The following is a 15345-nucleotide window of genomic DNA, read 5'->3' on the forward strand; positions in this document are numbered from 1 at the left end:
ATGGCGACGGCGGGATGTCTCCCCGACCGCAGCCAAACGCCTGCGTGTGGAATGAGGCGGGCAGATAGGGGCTAAGGGCCCAAAATGCAAGAGCTTAACGGCGCCGGCCGCTTCGCTGGGCCGTCGCGGGATCAGTCCCCGTAGGTCGAGAACCCGCCCTTCGGCTTCTTCGCGGCCGGATAGGGATCGAGCCCGCCGCGGGGCGAGTCGACGTGCTGGCCCTTGAACGGCTTGAAGCGCGGCTCGGTGTGGAACTCCGGCGGCTTGGGCGGTTTCGGCGGCTCGGGGAACCTTGGATAGGCGTCCTGCGAGTGAGGGGCCGAATAGCCATGATACCCATGATAGCCATGGTAGCCGGAATAGCCTGCGGCGCTGGCGACGCCGGCCACCGAGGCGGCCGAGATCATCATGGCGAAGGCGAAGGTCGATGCGCGCATGGAGGTCTCTCTACTTTAGGGCGAGATGACCTGCTCATCTCCCGGCGGTCAAGCCTGCGGAACGTCGTTCGATGAGCGGCCGGGGGCCTACAGGTCCTCGACGAACACCACCCCGGGCGCAGTCTTCAGGGCGCCGCGCACCGCCGGGTCCAGGCTGAACCGGCCGGGCAGCTTGAGCTCCACCTCGCGGCCGCCGCCGATGCCGGCGACCAGGACGATCTCGCCGCCGCGGGCGTTGCCGACATTCTCCAGGCGCCGCTTCAGCGCCTCGATCTCGGCCGAGCGCGGCGCCACGTGGACCCGAAGACCGGCGACGACGTTCTCCACCGCCTTCTCCACGGGCTCGGCGCTGTCGCCGAAGAAGCGCACCTCCCCGTCCTTGGCGCTGGCGCGCACCGTGATCGCCACCGCCTTGCCGGGCTCGAGCAACTCGCGGCAGCGGCGCAGGGCCTCGGGCGGGAACAGCACCTCATATTCGCCGGTCGGGTCGGACAGGGTCACGAAGGCGAACTTCTCGCCGGTGCGCTGGCTCGCCCGCTCCTGCTTGCGGCGCACGACACCGGCCATGCGCAGGGCCTCGGCGCCGGCCTCGGCCTTGACCACGGCGTCGGCGTAGAGCTCGGTCCGCCGCCGCCGCAGGGCCTCGACCATGTCGTCGAGCGGATGCCCGGAGAGGTAGAAGCCCACCGCGGCGAGCTCCTCGTCGAGCCGCTGCACCGGGGTCCAGGCGTCGACCTTGCCGATCCGCGGCCGCGCCGCCTCGGCCTGATCGCCGCCGAACAGGCTGGCCTGGGACGAGGCGCGGTCGGCCGCCACGCTCTGGGCGTAGCCGATCAGGGCGTCCGCCGCTTCGACCAGCTGGGCGCGGTTGGGATGAATGGAGTCGAAGGTGCCCGCCCGGGCCAGGGTCTCGAAGGTGCGTTTGTTGACGTGCTTGGGATCCACCCGCTCGACGAAGTCGAAGATGTCGCGGAAAGGCCCGCCCTCGCGCCGCATCTCCACCACGTGCTGCATGGCCTGGAGGCCGACGTTGCGGATCGCGCCCAGGGCATAGAGCACCTCGCCGTTCTCGACGGCGAAATCGGCTTCCGAGCGGTTGATGTCGGGCGCCCGGATCGTCACCCCGAACCGCTTGGCGTCCTGATAGAACACCGACAGCTTGTCGGTGTTGGCGATGTCGAGGCTCATCGAGGCGGCGAAGAACTCGACGGGCGCGTTCGCCTTGAGCCAGGCGGTCTGATAGCTGACGAAGGCGTAGGCGGCGGCGTGGGACTTGTTGAAGCCGTAGCCGGCGAACTTGTCCACGAGATCGAAGATCGAGCCCGCCTGGGCGGCCGATACCCCCTTCTCCGCGGCGCCCGAGATGAAGCGGGCGCGCTGCTGCTCCATCTCCTCTTTCTTCTTCTTGCCCATGGCGCGGCGCAGAAGGTCCGCCTCGCCGAGGCTGTAGCCGGCCAGGATCTGGGCGATCTGCATCACCTGCTCCTGGTAGACGATGATGCCGTAAGTTTCCTTCAGCACCGGCTCCAGCGTCGGGTGCAGGTAGTCGATCGGCTTCCGGCCGAACTTGCAGTCGACGAAGGTCGGGATGTTGTCCATCGGGCCCGGGCGGTAGAGGGCGCCGATGGCGGTCACGTCCTCGATGGAGCTCGGCCGCAGCTGGCGCAGGGCGTCGCGCATGCCCTGGCCTTCGAACTGGAACACCCCGATCGTCTGGCCATTGCCCATCAGCTCGTAGGACGGCTCGTCGTCGAGCGGCAGGGAGGAGATGTCCACCGCCGCCCCGCGCTGGGCCATGTACTTCAGCGCCCGGTCGATGACGGTGAGCGTCTTCAGGCCCAGGAAGTCGAACTTCACCAGGCCGGCGCTCTCGACCCACTTCATGTTGAACTGGGTGGCCGGCAGCTCCGAGCGGGGATCCTGGTAGAGCGGGGTGAGCAGGGTCAGCGGCCGATCACCGATCACCACGCCGGCGGCGTGGGTCGAGGCGTTCCGGTAGAGGCCCTCAAGCTGGAGCGCGATGTCCAGCAGGCGCGCCACCGCCTCGTCCTCGTCGCGCGCCTGCTGCAGGCGTGGCTCGATCTCGATCGCCTTGGCGAGCGTCACCGGGTTGGCCGGGTTGGCCGGCACCATCTTGGCCAGGCGGTCCACCTGGCCGAGCGGCAGCTGCAGCACGCGGCCGACGTCGCGCAGCACGGCCCGCGCCTGCAGGGTGCCGAAGGTGATGATCTGCGCCACCCGGTCGAGGCCGTAGCGGTGCTGGACGTAGGAGATCACCTCCTCGCGCCGCTCCTGGCAGAAGTCGATGTCGAAATCCGGCATCGACACCCGCTCAGGGTTCAGGAAGCGTTCGAACAGCAGGTTGTAACGCAGCGGGTCGAGGTTGGTGATGGTCAGGGCGTAGGCGACCAGTGAGCCGGCGCCGGAGCCGCGGCCCGGCCCCACCGGGATGTCCTTGGCCTTCGCCCATTTGATGAAGTCCGACACGATCAGGAAGTAGCCGGGGAACCCCATCTGGGTGATCACCCCGATCTCCCGTTCGAGCCTGGCCTCGTAGTCCTCCACCGGGGCGGCGTTGGCCTGGCCCTTGGCGATGCGCATCTTCAGGCCTTCGCGCGCCTGGTGCGCCAGTTCGTCGGCTTCCGACCGGCCCCCTTCAGTCGGGAAGCTTGGCAGCAGCGGGTCGCGCTTGTGCACCATGAAGGCGCAGCGTCGGGCGATGTCGAGGGTGTTGTCGCAGGCCTCCGGCAGGTCGGCGAACAGGGCGCGCATGTCCTGCGCCGGCTTGAACCAGTGCTCGGCCGTCACCCGCCGCCGCTCGTCCTGACCAATGAAGGCGCCATCGGAGATGCACAGCAGGGCGTCGTGCGCCTCGTACATCGAAGCCGACTTGAAGTAGACGTCGTTGGTGGCGACCAGCGGCGCGTCCTCGTCGTAGGCGAAGCGCACCAGCTCGCCCTCCGCCGCCGCCTCGTTGGGCAGGCCGTGCCGCTGCAGCTCCACATAGAAGCGGTCGCCGAAGGCGCGGCGCATCTCGGCGAGCGCGGCGCGGCCCTCCTTGATCTTCCCGGCCGCGAACAGGTGGTCCACCGGCCCGTCCGGACCGCCGGAGAGCAGGATCAGTCCCTCGGACTTCTCGGCCACTCGCTCCCAGGTCACGTGCGGCTCGTCGACCGCCTCGATCTCGAGATAGGCCGCCGAGGAGAGCTCGCAGAGATTGAGGTAGCCCTGCTCGCTCTGGGCCAGGAGCACGACGCAGGGCGCCTTGGCCCAGCGCTCGGGCGGCGTCTCGCCGATTCCGGAGACCGGCAGGGCGCAGCCGATGATCGGCTGGACGCCTGCGCCCTTCGTGGCGACAGAGAACTCCAGAGCGCCGAACAGGTTGGCGCGGTCGGTGAGCGCCACGGCGGGCATGTGCGCCGCCTTGGCCATGTCGCCCAGCTTGTCGGCCTTGATCGCGCCTTCCAGCAGCGAATAGGCGGAGCGGCATCTCAGATGGACGAAGCCTTCGCTCGGCTCGCTCAAGATGGCCTGCTCCCCCATTCGCATGGCGGTCAGCTCACGTGAGCCGCCACGGCGCACATCATCCAGACAAAGCTGGCGACCGAAGCAAATGCCAGCGATTCCCGCGCGATCCGAACCATGTGCGTCGTCCTTGCTGTGGATGGCCCTGTGGGCGATCTGGTGAGCGTTCGTTGATTGTTCTTATTTCCCCTTTTGTTCTTATCGTCAAGCTGGTATTCGCTGGTTGCCGTGGGTTGTCCGGAAACCCTTTCGCAACCCAGCGGCGACCATTCAAGCTGAGGACGGGGGACATCGGACATGATCGGCAAGTGGGCCGCGGGGGCGGCGCTCATCCTGGCGCTTTGCGCAGCCAGCCAGGCTCAGGCAGCGGACTGCGCGCCGCGCCTGTCCGGCGACGGCCGGCTGGTGACCTTCGCCGACCACCTTTCGGATCCGCAGTGGCTCAGCCTGACCGCCCTCATCCACGACAGCCTGCACGCATCCTCTCCGGACGCGCGGCCCGAGAAGACCCTGGCTCTCGCCCCGGCCTGCGTCATCGACAGCTTCCGCGCCATGGACAAGGTCTGGGTCATGTCCGGCGGCGCGGCGCCGGCCCCGATGCGCTGGGCGAAGGCCGCCGACGGTACGACCTTCTATCTCGTCGCGGGCGTGGCTGGCGCGGACAGCCGCGCCCTGGGCATGCGCTCGGTCCCGTACCTGCTGGTGCTCGACTCGGCCAACGGGCAGTTGATCGCCGGGCTCTATGACGGCGCGCCTTCTGACATCGCCCTGGCGGCCGACATCCGGCACGACCTCGAAGATCCCAAGTTCTACCCCATGGCGTCCTTCGACCCGGAGGGCGAGGCCGTGACGAGCTTCGTCGATTCGGACGAGCTTCACACCGCGCGCCTGTTCGAGCCGCTGCCGGACGGCGAACGGGCCGCCACGATCCTGCTGCCCGACGGCAAGTACTTCAGCCACCGCGAGGACGCCGCCGCCGTCATGGCCGGGTCGGCGATCACCTGCCCGGCGACGGCCGGCGATCTGAACCGCGAACGTCTGCTGGTGATGGACGTCGCGCCGAAGTCCCTGATGCTCGCCTGTGACTACTTCGGCGATGACGGCGCCCTGTCCGTAGTGGTCAGGGCGGCGCCGGAGTTCGACCTGCGGGAGGCCTTCCCTGGTGTTCTCGCCTCCGCGAAGGAAGACTTTGTCGAGCCCAAGGAGGCGCCCTCGCCGATCGGCGTCGGAGCGCGCAGCCACTTCGGATACGGCGCTGCCTGGAGCAGCAGGGACGGCACGGTCGGGGGCGTTTGGCTCGGCCGTCGGGGCCCGTACGTCATCGAGATCTACGGCATCTGGCCCCAGGCGGCTGATCGTGAGGTGCGCGCCGCCGTGCGCGCCCTCGATCGCGGGCTGTTCGCCGAAGGCTCCTAGGCCCTCGCCTGCTCCTCGAGGTGGCCGTCCCGAAGGGCGACCACGCGGTCCATGTGCTGGGCGAGTTCGAGGTTGTGGGTGGCCACCAGCGCCGCCACGCCGGTCTTGCGCGCGAGCTGGTAGAGGTTCTCGAACACCGCCTGCGAGGTGGTCGGATCGAGGTTGCCCGTCGGCTCGTCGGCCAGCAGCAGCCGCGGTTCGTTGGACAGCGCCCGGGCGATGGCGACCCGCTGCTGCTCACCGCCGGAGAGCTGGGCCGGCTGGTGGTCCCAGCGCGCCTTCAGGCCGAGCTCGGTCAGGAGCTGCATCGCGCGTCCCTGGGCGGCCTTCTTGGACTTGCCGGCGATCATCTGCGGCAGGGCCACGTTATCGAGGGCCGTGAACTCCGGAAGCAGGTGGTGGAACTGGTAGACGAAGCCGATCGCCCCCAGCCGAACCCGCGTGCGCTCGCGGTCGGCAAGGTCCGAGCAGTCCCGGCCGAGGATCGAGATGCGGCCGGCGTCCGGATGCTCCAGCAGGCCCGCCGCGTGCAGCAGGCTCGACTTGCCCGAGCCGGAGGGCCCGATCAGGCCGACGATCTCGCCGGGATAGATGTCGAGATCAGCGCCCTTCAGCACCGTCAGCGAGCCGGCGAGGGTCACATAGGTGCGCACCAGCCCGCGGATGGAGAGGACCGGCTCACTCATAGCGGAGCGCCTCCACCGGATCGAGGCGCGAGGCCCGCCAGGCCGGCGGCAGGGTGGCCACGAAGCTCATCGCCAGGGCCCAGAAGGTGATCAGCCCGACCTCGGCCCAGTCCACCTTCGCCGGGATGTGGGACAGGTAATAGACGTCCGAGGCGAACACCTGCTGGCCCGTCGCCCACTCCACGAAGCCCTGGATGGGGCCAATGTAGAGGCAGAACAGGACCCCGATCAGCAGGCCGGCGATGGTGCCGAGCACGCCCACCGAGGCGCCGGCCATGAAGAAGATCCGCAGGATCGCCCCCTGCCCCGCGCCCATGGTCCGCAGGATGGCGATGTCGCGGCCCTTGTTCTTCACCAGCATGACGAGGCCCGAGATGATGTTCATGGCCGCGATGGCCACCAGCAGCATCAGGATCAGCCGCATCACGTTGCGCTCGACCTTCAGCGCGCCCCAGAAGGAGGTGTCGCGCTGGGTCCAGTCGGTCACCAGGGCCAGCGGCCCGGCCGCCTTGGCGATGGCCGGCTTCAAGGCGGCCGCCTGGTCGGGGTTGGCCAGTTTGATCTCGATCTCGTCCACCGAGCCTTCGCGGCCGAAGAACAGCTGGGCCTGCTGCAGCGGCATGTAGATATAGGCCTGGTCGTACTGGCTCATGCCGACGGTGAAGGTCGCCCCCACCGTGAAGCTCTTCTGCACCGGCGCGCCGCCGAACGCGGTGGCTCCGCCCGAGGGCGAGATCAGCGTGAGCTGGTCACCCGCCTTGACGCCCAGGCTCTCGGCCAGGCGGTCGCCGAGCAGAATGACGTCGCCGCCGTATTCGCCCTGGCCATAGGCCTTCAGCGAGCCGTGGGTGATGTTTTTCGAGACGAGGGTCGTGGCCGCCACGTCCTTGGCCGAGACGCCGCGGACGATGGCCCCGGTCACCTGGTTCGGCCCCATGGCCAGCACCTGACCCTGGACGACCGGCGTCGCCTGGGTGACGCCCGGCACCTTCAGGATGCGCTGGACAGCGGGATCGAGCGCCGGTCCGTCCAGGACGCCGCCGGCCACGAAGACGTGCCCCTGGAAGCCGAGGATCCTACCGAGCAGCTCGGCGCGGAAGCCGTTCATCACCGACATGACGATGATCAGCACCGCCACGGCCAGCAGAATGCCGATGAACGAGATCAGCGAGATCAGCGCCACTCCGCCCTGACTGCGCTTGGCCCGCAGGTAGCGGCCGGCCAGCATGCGCTCCCAGAGGCCGAAGGGCGGCGCGCGGCCGCCATTGACGGCGGCGGCGCTCGTCACGCGCAGATCACCTTCAGCGCCGCGTCCAGCGGCAGGGTCTGGCGCTCGCCCGTGGCGCGGCGCTTGATCTCCACCACGCCCTCGGCGACGCCCTTGGGCCCGACGATCAGCTGCCAGGGCACGCCCACGAGGTCGAGAGAGGCGAACTTGGCGCCCGGCCGCTCGTCGCGGTCGTCGAGCAGCGGTTCCTTGCCGGCTTCGGTCAGCGCCCGGTAGGCCTGCTCGGCCACTTCGTCCACGGCGGCCTCGCCGACCCGAAGGTTGACCACGGCGGCGCCGAACGGGGCCACGCTGTCCGGCCAGATGATCCCGGCCTCGTCATGGCTGGCCTCGATGATCGCGCCCACCAGGCGCGAGACGCCGACGCCGTAGGAGCCCATCTGCACATAGCGGTCGGCGCCGTCGGGCCCGGCCACCTTGGCGTTCATCGGCTTCGAGTACTTCTCGCCGAAATAGAAGATATGGCCGACCTCGATGCCGCGAGCGGTCATCCGCTTGTCGGCGGGCGCCTCGGACTCGAAGCGGGCCTGGTCATGCATCTCGTCGGAGGCGGCGTACAGGCGTGTGCGCTGGTCGACCAGCGGCTGCAGGTCGCCGTCCCAGTCGATGTCCGGACCTGGCGCGCCCATCTCCACCAGGTCCTTGTGCGCGAAGACCTCGCTCTCGCCGGTCTCGGCCAGGATGATGAACTCGTGGGACAGGTCGCCGCCGATCGGGCCGGTGTCGGCCCGCACCGGGATCGCCTTCAGTCCCAGCCGCGCATAGGTGTTGAGATAGGCGAGGAACATCCGGTTGTAGGAGCGCCGGGCGGCGGCCTCGTCGATGTCGAACGAATAGGCGTCCTTCATCAGGAACTCGCGCCCGCGCATCACCCCGAAGCGGGGCCGGCGCTCGTCGCGGAACTTCCATTGAATGTTGTAAAGATTCTTCGGCAAGTCTTTGTATGACTTGATGTAAGCCCGGAAGATATCGGTGATGACCTCCTCCGCCGTGGGGCCGTACAGCAGGTCCCGCTCGTGGCGGTCCTTGATGCGCAGCATCTCCTGGCCGTAGTCGTCGTAGCGGCCGCTCTCGCGCCACAGGTCGGCAAGCTGCAGCGTCGGCATCAGGACCTCGACCGCGCCGGCGCGGTTCATCTCCTCGCGCACGACCTGCTCGATCTTCTTCAGCACCTTCAGGCCGATCGGCAGCCAGGCGTAGATGCCGGCCGCCTCCTGGCGGATCAGGCCGGCGCGCAGCATCAGCTGGTGCGAGACGATCTGGGCGTCGGACGGCGCCTCGCGCAACGTCGGCATGAAGTAACGCGAAAGACGCATGGGACTCCCTTTGGTCAGCGAGCGGCTCTGATAGCCTTCCGCGACCGAGCTTGGCAACGCGCCGGCGGCGCGGCCCTCGCTCTACTTGGGTCCGAAGACGTTGGGCAGCGGCACCAGATGGTACTGCACCACAACCCACAACACCGCGAAAACGATCGCCGAGATCCAGGTCGTGGTGAAGAACTTCCGCTTCAGGTTCGGATTGACCGGCGCGCCGGGATCCCCGCCGTCACCCTTGTCGATGCCGGCCTCGGCATGGCTGACCACGCCTAGCGGCAGGATGGCGAACAGCAAGGTCCACCAGATGGTCAGGTAGATCGCGATCCCCGTGAAGAGGCCCATCGGTGAGCTCCCCCAAGGACGCCCGGCCGGGCGTCCGTTGGCCTAAGGTTGGCCTCGCATCCTACGGGTGCGAGGTGGGAGTCTCCATCAGCTCGACGAGGACTCCGCCCATGTCCTTCGGGTGGACGAAGATCACCGGCACGCCGTGCGCCCCGATCCGCGGCTTGCCGCCGTTGAGGACCGCAGCGCCCTTCGCGACCAGGTCGTCGCGGGCGGCCTCGATGTTCTCCACCTCGAAGCAGACATGGTGTTGCCCGCCCTTTGGGTTTTTTTCAAGGAAGGCCCGCACCGGCGAGGTCTCGCCATAGGGCTCGATCAGCTCGATCTGGCTGTTGGGCAGGTTGACGAAGCACACCCACACGCCCTGCTCTTCCATGACGAACTTCTCGCCGATGGAGGTGGCGCCCAGGATGTCGCGGTAGAGCTTCACCGACTCCTCGATCGAAGGAGTGGCGACGCCGACGTGATTGAGCTTTCCGATCATGGCGTCCCTATACGCTCCCGGCCGCGCCGAGGCGAGATTCACCCAAGGGCAGGGCTGCGTTGGCCGCTGGGGCGCAGGGCCGCGGCGAAGCGTCGCCCGACCGTCAGGACGAGCCCGGCCGCAGTCGCCAGCCAGACGGCGAGCGCCACCCAGACCATCGTTTCCGCCACCAGTCGCAGTGGCGCGAACTCCGCCGCCAGCCCCAGCCGCAGGCTCGCCAGGGCGTACATGCCGAGCGGGAACACCAGGCTCCACATCATCGGCGTGTAGGTGATCGGGACCCGCCGCACGCCGTGCTTCCAAATCCCGAACAGCACCAGCAGGGGGATCCACCAGGTCGCCCATATCCACATGATCAGGGTCACCCCGTCGATGAATGGGCGCATCGACTGCAGGAACGGCACGCCGCTCCGGGTGAGGAGGAGCATGGACCCGGCATTGGTGCTGATCGCCGCCGCGCCCATCACCACCCAAAGCAGCGGAGTCGCGTCCTCCGGCCTGATTTCGAAGAAGAAGATCCGGTAGCAGAACAGGGTGATGAAGATGCCGTAGAGCGCCAGGCCGACGCCCCACAGCATGTGGATGAGGACGAACAGGGCCGGCGCCAGGTCCCCCTGGGCCGGGATGATCCGCGCGCCGAGGATGGCCAGGGACTGGGTCCCGACGATTGCGATCAGCCAGCCGCCGTGCACGACGTTGGCGTCGTGGGCGGTGTTCAGGAAGGTGAGCACAGCAAAGCTCAGGTAGATCAGGACGACCCACGCCGCGAGCGCCAGGGCCCACAGGGCGGTGGCCGCAGCGCCGTATCCGCGCAGGTCGAGCCCGACGCCGAGGACGTCGGAGCCCGCCACAAGCGTGAAGAAGGCGAACACCAGGCGCGGATTGGTCAGGTCGGCCCACAGCCGCTGGCGATGGCGCAGCACCCGCCAGAGGCTGAGCGCGGCAAGCGCCGGATAGGCCGTGGCCGCGACCGCGAACAGCGCGCCGGACAGCCGCCGATGATCCTCGAGCCACAGGGTGTTGGAGATAATCCCGGTCGCCATCACCAGGGCGAAGCACCCCGGGAACAGCGCCGCAGCCTCGCCGTTGAGCCACTCGGCCAGGCGGCGGGCCAGCGGGGGCGCGGCGATGTGCTCGGCGTTCGGACTCATCGGCCGAAGTCTAGGCGATCAGGCCGCGTCCGGATTGTTGTTTGTCAATCGCCGCCCAGGCGTCAGATCCGCAACACCGTGGTCTCGACGACCGGACGGCGACCCCAGATACGCTGGCTCGCTTTCTTCACCGCCCGCGACATGGCCGTCTCAATCTCGCTGTCGAGTTCGCGCTGCTCGCCCTTGAGACGGCCCAGGGCCTGCTCGGCCTCCTCCGCCAGATCGTCCAGCACGTCGTCGAGCGGATAGTCCTCGTCCGTCGGCAGGCCGAGCGCCCTCACCTGGGGCCCCGAGACGATGCGACCACGACCGTCCAGGGCCACCGAGACCGCGACGACCCCGTTGAACGCCGCGTGCCGGCGCTCGCGCAGTGCTTCGCCGTTCTCCGGCGTCAGCACGCCCGCGTCGACATAGAGCCGGCCCGACGGGACCTCGTCGACGATGTCGGCCCGGCCGGGCGCCAGGCGCACCATGTCGCCATTGCGCGGCGCGAGCTGCTGGGGGATCTGCAGGTCGGCGGCGAAGGCGCAGTGCTCGAGCAGGTGGCGTCGCTCGCCGTGGGTCGGCACCGCGATGGTCGGCCGCGCCCAGCGGTACATGTCCGCCAGCTCGTCGCGGCACGGGTGGCCGGAGACGTGGATGCCCGGATGGTCGCGCTCGGTGTAGAGGCGCACCCCCCGGTCCGCGAGCTTGTTCTGAAGGTTGCGGATCGGGATCTCGTTGCCGGGGATCACCCGGCTGGAGAACAGGCAGCTGTCCCCTGCCCCCAGGCTCACATGCGGATGGGTGCCGTCGGCGATGCGGGCGAGCGCGGCGCGCGGCTCCCCCTGGCTGCCGGTGCAAAGGTACAGCACCTTGTCCGGCGGGAACTTGTTGGCCTCGCTCTCCTCGAGGAAGGGCTGCAGGTCCTCCATCAGGCCGACGGACTTCGCGGCAGCCGCCATGCGGCGCATCGAGCGACCGACGAGGCAGACGCGACGTCCCGCCGCCTCGGCCGACCGGGCGACGCTGTCCATCCGCGCGACGTTGGAGGCGAAGCAGGCCACCGCCACCTTGCCCTTCAGCCCGGCGATGAGCGGCATCAGGGTCTCGCGCACCTCTGCCTCCGAGCCGGCGCGGCCATCGACGAAGACGTTGGTGCTGTCGCAGACCATGGCCAGCACGCCCTCGTCGCCGAGGCGGGTGATGGTCTCCACGTCCGTCGGCCCGCCGAGCAGCGGGTCCGGGTCGATCTTCCAGTCGCCGGTGTGCAGCACCGTGCCGAGCGGCGTCTTGATCGCCAGGCCGTTGGGCTCGGGGATCGAGTGGGTGAGCGTGATCAGCTCCAGAGCGAAGGGGCCGAGCTCGAAGCGCCCGCCGAGCGGCACCTCGGTGATCGACACCTCGTCCAGGATGTCGGCCTCGCGCAGCTTCTCGCGCAGGATGAAGGCGGTGAACGGCGTAGCGTAGATCGGCGCTTTCAGCCGGGGCCACAGCCACGCGACGGCGCCGATATGGTCCTCATGGGCGTGGGTCAGGACGATGCCGAGGATGCGGTCGGCGTACTCCTCGATGAAGGCGGGATCCGGCAGGATGACCTCCACGCCGGGCGTGGTCTGGTCGCCGAAGGTCACGCCCAGGTCCACCACGATCCAGCGGCGGTCGTAGGCCGGGCCGAAACCGTAGAGGTTGAAGTTCATGCCGATTTCGTTCGAGCCGCCGAGCGGCAGGAAGACGAGCTCGTCCTCGGATCCGGTCTTCGCCATCAGCCGTGGACCTTGTCCTTGTTGCGCCGCCAGATTTCCAGCATGCCGCGAATGGTGAGATCGGGATCGAAGTGGTCCACCGCCGTGGTGGCCCCGTGGAACAGCGAGGCGATGCCGCCGGTGGCGACGACCGTCAGGGGTTTGCCCCACTCGCCTTTGATGCGCGTCACCAGCCCCTCGATCATCCCGATGTAGCCCCAGAACACGCCCGACTGCATGGCGCCCACGGTGTCGGTCCCCACCACCCTCTGCGGCTTCTGGATGGCGACCCGGGGCAGTTTGGCCGCCGCGGTGTGCAACGCCTCCATCGACAGGTTGATCCCGGGCGCGATGACCCCGCCCTGGAAACCGCCGTCAGCGGCGATGACGTCGAAGGTCGTGGCCGTGCCGCTGTCGATGACGATCAGGTCGCCCGAATAGACCACGTGCGCCCCGATGGCGTTGACTAGGCGGTCGGCGCCGGCTTCCGACGGCTTGTCGATGCGAATGGGAATGCCGAGGTCGGCGTTCTCGCCGATCACCAGCGGCTCCACGTGCAGGTAGCGGCGGGCCAGGTTGCGCAGATTGAAGATCGACTGCGGCACCACGCTCGAGATGATGCAGCCGTCGAACACGCCCATCTGTAGCCCGGCCATGTTGAGCAGCTGCGACAGCCAGACGGCGTATTCGTCGGCCGTGCGCGTCGACTCCGTGGCCGCGCGCCATTGCGCCGTCCAGTTCTCCCCGTCGTGCACGGCGAAGAGGGTGTTGGTGTTGCCTTGCTCGATCGCCAGCAGCATGGGCGCTCTCTACGCTCCCCCGAAGAACACGTCGCCCGCCGTTATCCGCTCCAGGGCCCCGTCGTCCAGCCGGAGCCGCAGGGCGCCGTCCGTGTCGAGCCCCTCGGCGACGCCCTTGAGGGTGCGGTTGGGCAGCCGCGCCTCGCAGGGCTCGCCGATCCCCATGGCCCGCAGGCTCCAGGCCCGGGCGATCGGAGAAAAGCCGTGGGTGGCCCAGGTCGCGCGCCAGGCCTCGAACCGCGTGGCCAGCACCTCCAGGGCGTCGAGAGGCTGCGGCGGCGGCACGGCCATGTGCTCGGCGAAGGCGGCGGCCGGCCGTTCCACGTCCTGCGGCGCATGGGCGAGGTTCACGCCGATCCCGACGGCCAGCCACAGCCGCCCGTCGGCCCGGGCGCCGGACTCGACCAGGATGCCGACGCATTTGCGGCCGTGGATCAGGACGTCGTTGGGCCATTTCAGCCGGGCAACGTCCGGGCCGAGGCAGGCGTCGGCGAGGTCGGCGGCGGCCAGGGCCGCGACGAAGGAGATCTGCGCCGCCTCGACCGGCGGAGCGTCCGTGGTCATCAGCAGGGTGGCGGCCAGGTTGCCCTTGTTGGTCGACCAGGCGCGGCCCCGGCGGCCTCGACCGGCCGTCTGCACGGCGGCGGTGATCCAGACGGGACCGCCCTCGCCGGTTTCAGCCCGGCGGCGCGCCTCGGCATTGGTGGAATCGAGCGCCTCATAGGCCTCGACCGGCGGGTGCACCTAGGCCAGGCCGAAGGCGCGGGCGGCTTCGGCCGCCAGCGGATCGATCCAGTGCAGGGCCACCATCACGACCGGGAAGGAGAACAGGGCCAGCGCCACGGCGATGATCCGCGCCTCCGGGGCGGGCCGGTCGGTCGCGCCGAGCGCCGCGTCGAACCACATCACCTTGATCAGGCGCAGGTAATAGAACGCCGCCACGACCGAGCCCACCAGGCCGGCCACGGCCGCCGGGCCGAGGCCCGCATGGATCGCGGCCTTGAAGACGAAGTACTTTCCCCAGAAGCCGGAGAACGGCGGCAGGCCGAGGGCCGACAGCGAGAAGGCGGTCATGGCGAGCGCGATGCCCGGCTGTTCCTTGATGAGGCCCGCCATGTCCTCGATCGTCTCCATCGCCCGGCCCTGGCGCGACAGCGCCGCGAGGCAGGCGAAGAATCCCGTCACGTCGATCATATAGAGGACCATGAACACGAGCATGGCCTGCACGCCCTGGGCGTCGCCCGAGGAGAGGCCAATGATCGCGTAACCGACGTTGGCGATCGAGGAATAGGCCCACAGGCGCTTGAGGTTCTTCTGCGCGAGGCCCGCGAAGGCGCCGACCGCCACCGAGATCAGGCCGATGGCGACCAGGACTTCCTGCCACTGGTGCGCCGCGCCGGCGAAACCCTGGCCGAGCGCGCGGGCGAACAGCACCATGGCGGCGAGCTTCGGGGCGGCGGCGAAGAAGGCCACGACCGGCGTCGGCGCGCCCTCGTAGACGTCCGGCGTCCACATGTGGAACGGCGCGGCCGAGACCTTGAAGGCCAGGCCGCAGATCAGGAAGATCAGGCCGAACAACACGCCCGTCCCTGCCCCGCCCTGCACCGCCACGGCGATGTCGGTGAACACGGTCGAGCCGGCGAAGCCGTAGATCAGGCTGGCGCCGTAAAGCAGCAGGCCCGAGGACAGCGCGCCCAGCACGAAATACTTCAGCCCGGCCTCGGAGGCCTTGGCGTCGTCGCGGTGCATGGCCGCCAGGACGTAGAGCGCCAGGGAATGCAGCTCGACCCCGACGTAGAGCGAGATGAGGTCGCCGGAGGACGCCATCATGCCCATGCCGAGGGCGGCGATCAGGATCAGGATCGGGAACTCGAAGTTGGTCACGCCGCGGCGGGCGAACCAGCGCTGGCCGAGGGGCACGCAGACCGCGCTCGCCACATAGATCGCCACCTTGGCGAAGGCCGCGCCGGCGTCGAACACCAGGCCCCCCGCGAACGCGACGCCGAGCGGCTGGGTGGCGGCCATGGCGGCCGCCGCCGCCAGGACCAGGACCGAGGCCCAGCCGATGGCGGTCGACATCTTCGGCGCGAAGGCGCCCCACACCAGGAGCGCCAGGGCGCCTACCCCAAGGATCAGTTCCGGATAGGCGACCGCGAGGTCGGCGGAGAAGTTCATG

At 69.1% G+C, this 15345-nt stretch carries 14 protein-coding genes; 1 reads left to right on the plus strand and 13 read right to left on the minus strand.

What is annotated here, in order from left to right; translation table 11 throughout:
* Nucleotides 1-131: 131 nt before the first annotated feature.
* The 3 genes from DJ017_RS13010 to sidA form a co-directional block, all read right to left on the minus strand.
* Nucleotides 132-437, minus strand: coding sequence for a hypothetical protein (locus DJ017_RS13010; protein ID WP_111529115.1), 306 nt, complete (start codon nt 435-437; stop codon nt 132-134).
* Nucleotides 438-524: 87 nt separating this feature from the next.
* Entirely contained in the window at nt 525-3980 is a 3456-nt protein-coding gene (dnaE, locus tag DJ017_RS13015) for a DNA polymerase III subunit alpha (protein WP_111529116.1), read from the minus strand.
* A gap of 11 nt (nt 3981-3991) precedes the next feature.
* On the minus strand, nt 3992-4294 hold the full coding sequence (gene sidA, locus DJ017_RS21050) for a cell division inhibitor SidA (RefSeq protein WP_405083372.1): 303 nt from the start codon (nt 4292-4294) through the stop codon (nt 3992-3994).
* On the opposite strand from sidA, the gene DJ017_RS13025 reads away from it, so the two are divergent.
* Nucleotides 4260-5378 carry a hypothetical protein gene (locus DJ017_RS13025; protein WP_111529118.1) on the plus strand — a complete coding sequence of 373 codons (1119 nt, stop codon included), beginning with the start codon at nt 4260-4262 and terminating at the stop codon, nt 5376-5378. The genes sidA and DJ017_RS13025 overlap by 35 nt on opposite strands.
* On the opposite strand, the gene DJ017_RS13030 is transcribed toward DJ017_RS13025, so the two are convergent.
* The 10 genes from DJ017_RS13030 to nuoN all read right to left on the minus strand — a co-directional run bounded on the left by DJ017_RS13030 (nt 5375) and on the right by nuoN (nt 15344).
* Nucleotides 5375-6064: an ABC transporter ATP-binding protein gene (locus tag DJ017_RS13030; protein ID WP_111529119.1), complete on the minus strand. Its 690-nt coding sequence runs from the start codon at nt 6062-6064 to the stop codon at nt 5375-5377. The two genes, DJ017_RS13025 and DJ017_RS13030, sit on opposite strands and share 4 nt — an antisense overlap.
* Nucleotides 6057-7292, minus strand: coding sequence for a lipoprotein-releasing ABC transporter permease subunit (locus DJ017_RS13035; RefSeq protein WP_111530095.1), 1236 nt, complete (start codon nt 7290-7292; stop codon nt 6057-6059). The genes DJ017_RS13030 and DJ017_RS13035 overlap by 8 nt, the downstream gene beginning before the upstream one ends.
* A gap of 56 nt (nt 7293-7348) precedes the next feature.
* Nucleotides 7349-8668: a proline--tRNA ligase gene (proS, locus tag DJ017_RS13040; protein WP_111529120.1), complete on the minus strand. Its 1320-nt coding sequence runs from the start codon at nt 8666-8668 to the stop codon at nt 7349-7351.
* 81 nt (nt 8669-8749) lie between these two features.
* Entirely contained in the window at nt 8750-9010 is a 261-nt protein-coding gene (locus DJ017_RS13045) for a DUF1467 family protein (protein ID WP_111529121.1), read from the minus strand.
* A 61-nt stretch (nt 9011-9071) separates the two neighbouring features.
* A complete protein-coding gene (gene mce, locus DJ017_RS13050) occupies nt 9072-9494 on the minus strand; it encodes a methylmalonyl-CoA epimerase (protein ID WP_111529122.1) in 423 nt (140 codons plus the stop codon).
* Between the two features lie 38 nt (nt 9495-9532).
* Nucleotides 9533-10645, minus strand: coding sequence for a tellurite resistance/C4-dicarboxylate transporter family protein (locus DJ017_RS13055; protein ID WP_111529123.1), 1113 nt, complete (start codon nt 10643-10645; stop codon nt 9533-9535).
* 62 nt (nt 10646-10707) lie between these two features.
* Nucleotides 10708-12390, minus strand: coding sequence for a ribonuclease J (locus tag DJ017_RS13060; protein ID WP_111529124.1), 1683 nt, complete (start codon nt 12388-12390; stop codon nt 10708-10710).
* The gene (locus tag DJ017_RS13065) at nt 12390-13169 is read right to left on the minus strand and encodes a type III pantothenate kinase (protein ID WP_111529125.1); all 780 of its coding nucleotides are present in this window, start codon (nt 13167-13169) and stop codon (nt 12390-12392) included. Before DJ017_RS13065 ends, DJ017_RS13060 begins: the two co-directional genes overlap by 1 nt.
* 9 nt (nt 13170-13178) lie before the next feature.
* Nucleotides 13179-13913, minus strand: a complete 735-nt coding sequence (locus DJ017_RS13070) for a biotin--[acetyl-CoA-carboxylase] ligase (RefSeq protein WP_111529126.1) — start codon at nt 13911-13913, stop codon at nt 13179-13181.
* Entirely contained in the window at nt 13914-15344 is a 1431-nt protein-coding gene (gene nuoN, locus DJ017_RS13075; protein ID WP_111529127.1) for an NADH-quinone oxidoreductase subunit NuoN, read from the minus strand. It lies immediately after the preceding gene.
* Nucleotide 15345 lies beyond the last annotated feature (1 nt).

It is taken from the genome of Phenylobacterium soli (genome assembly GCF_003254475.1).
Lineage (GTDB): Bacteria > Pseudomonadota > Alphaproteobacteria > Caulobacterales > Caulobacteraceae > Phenylobacterium > Phenylobacterium soli.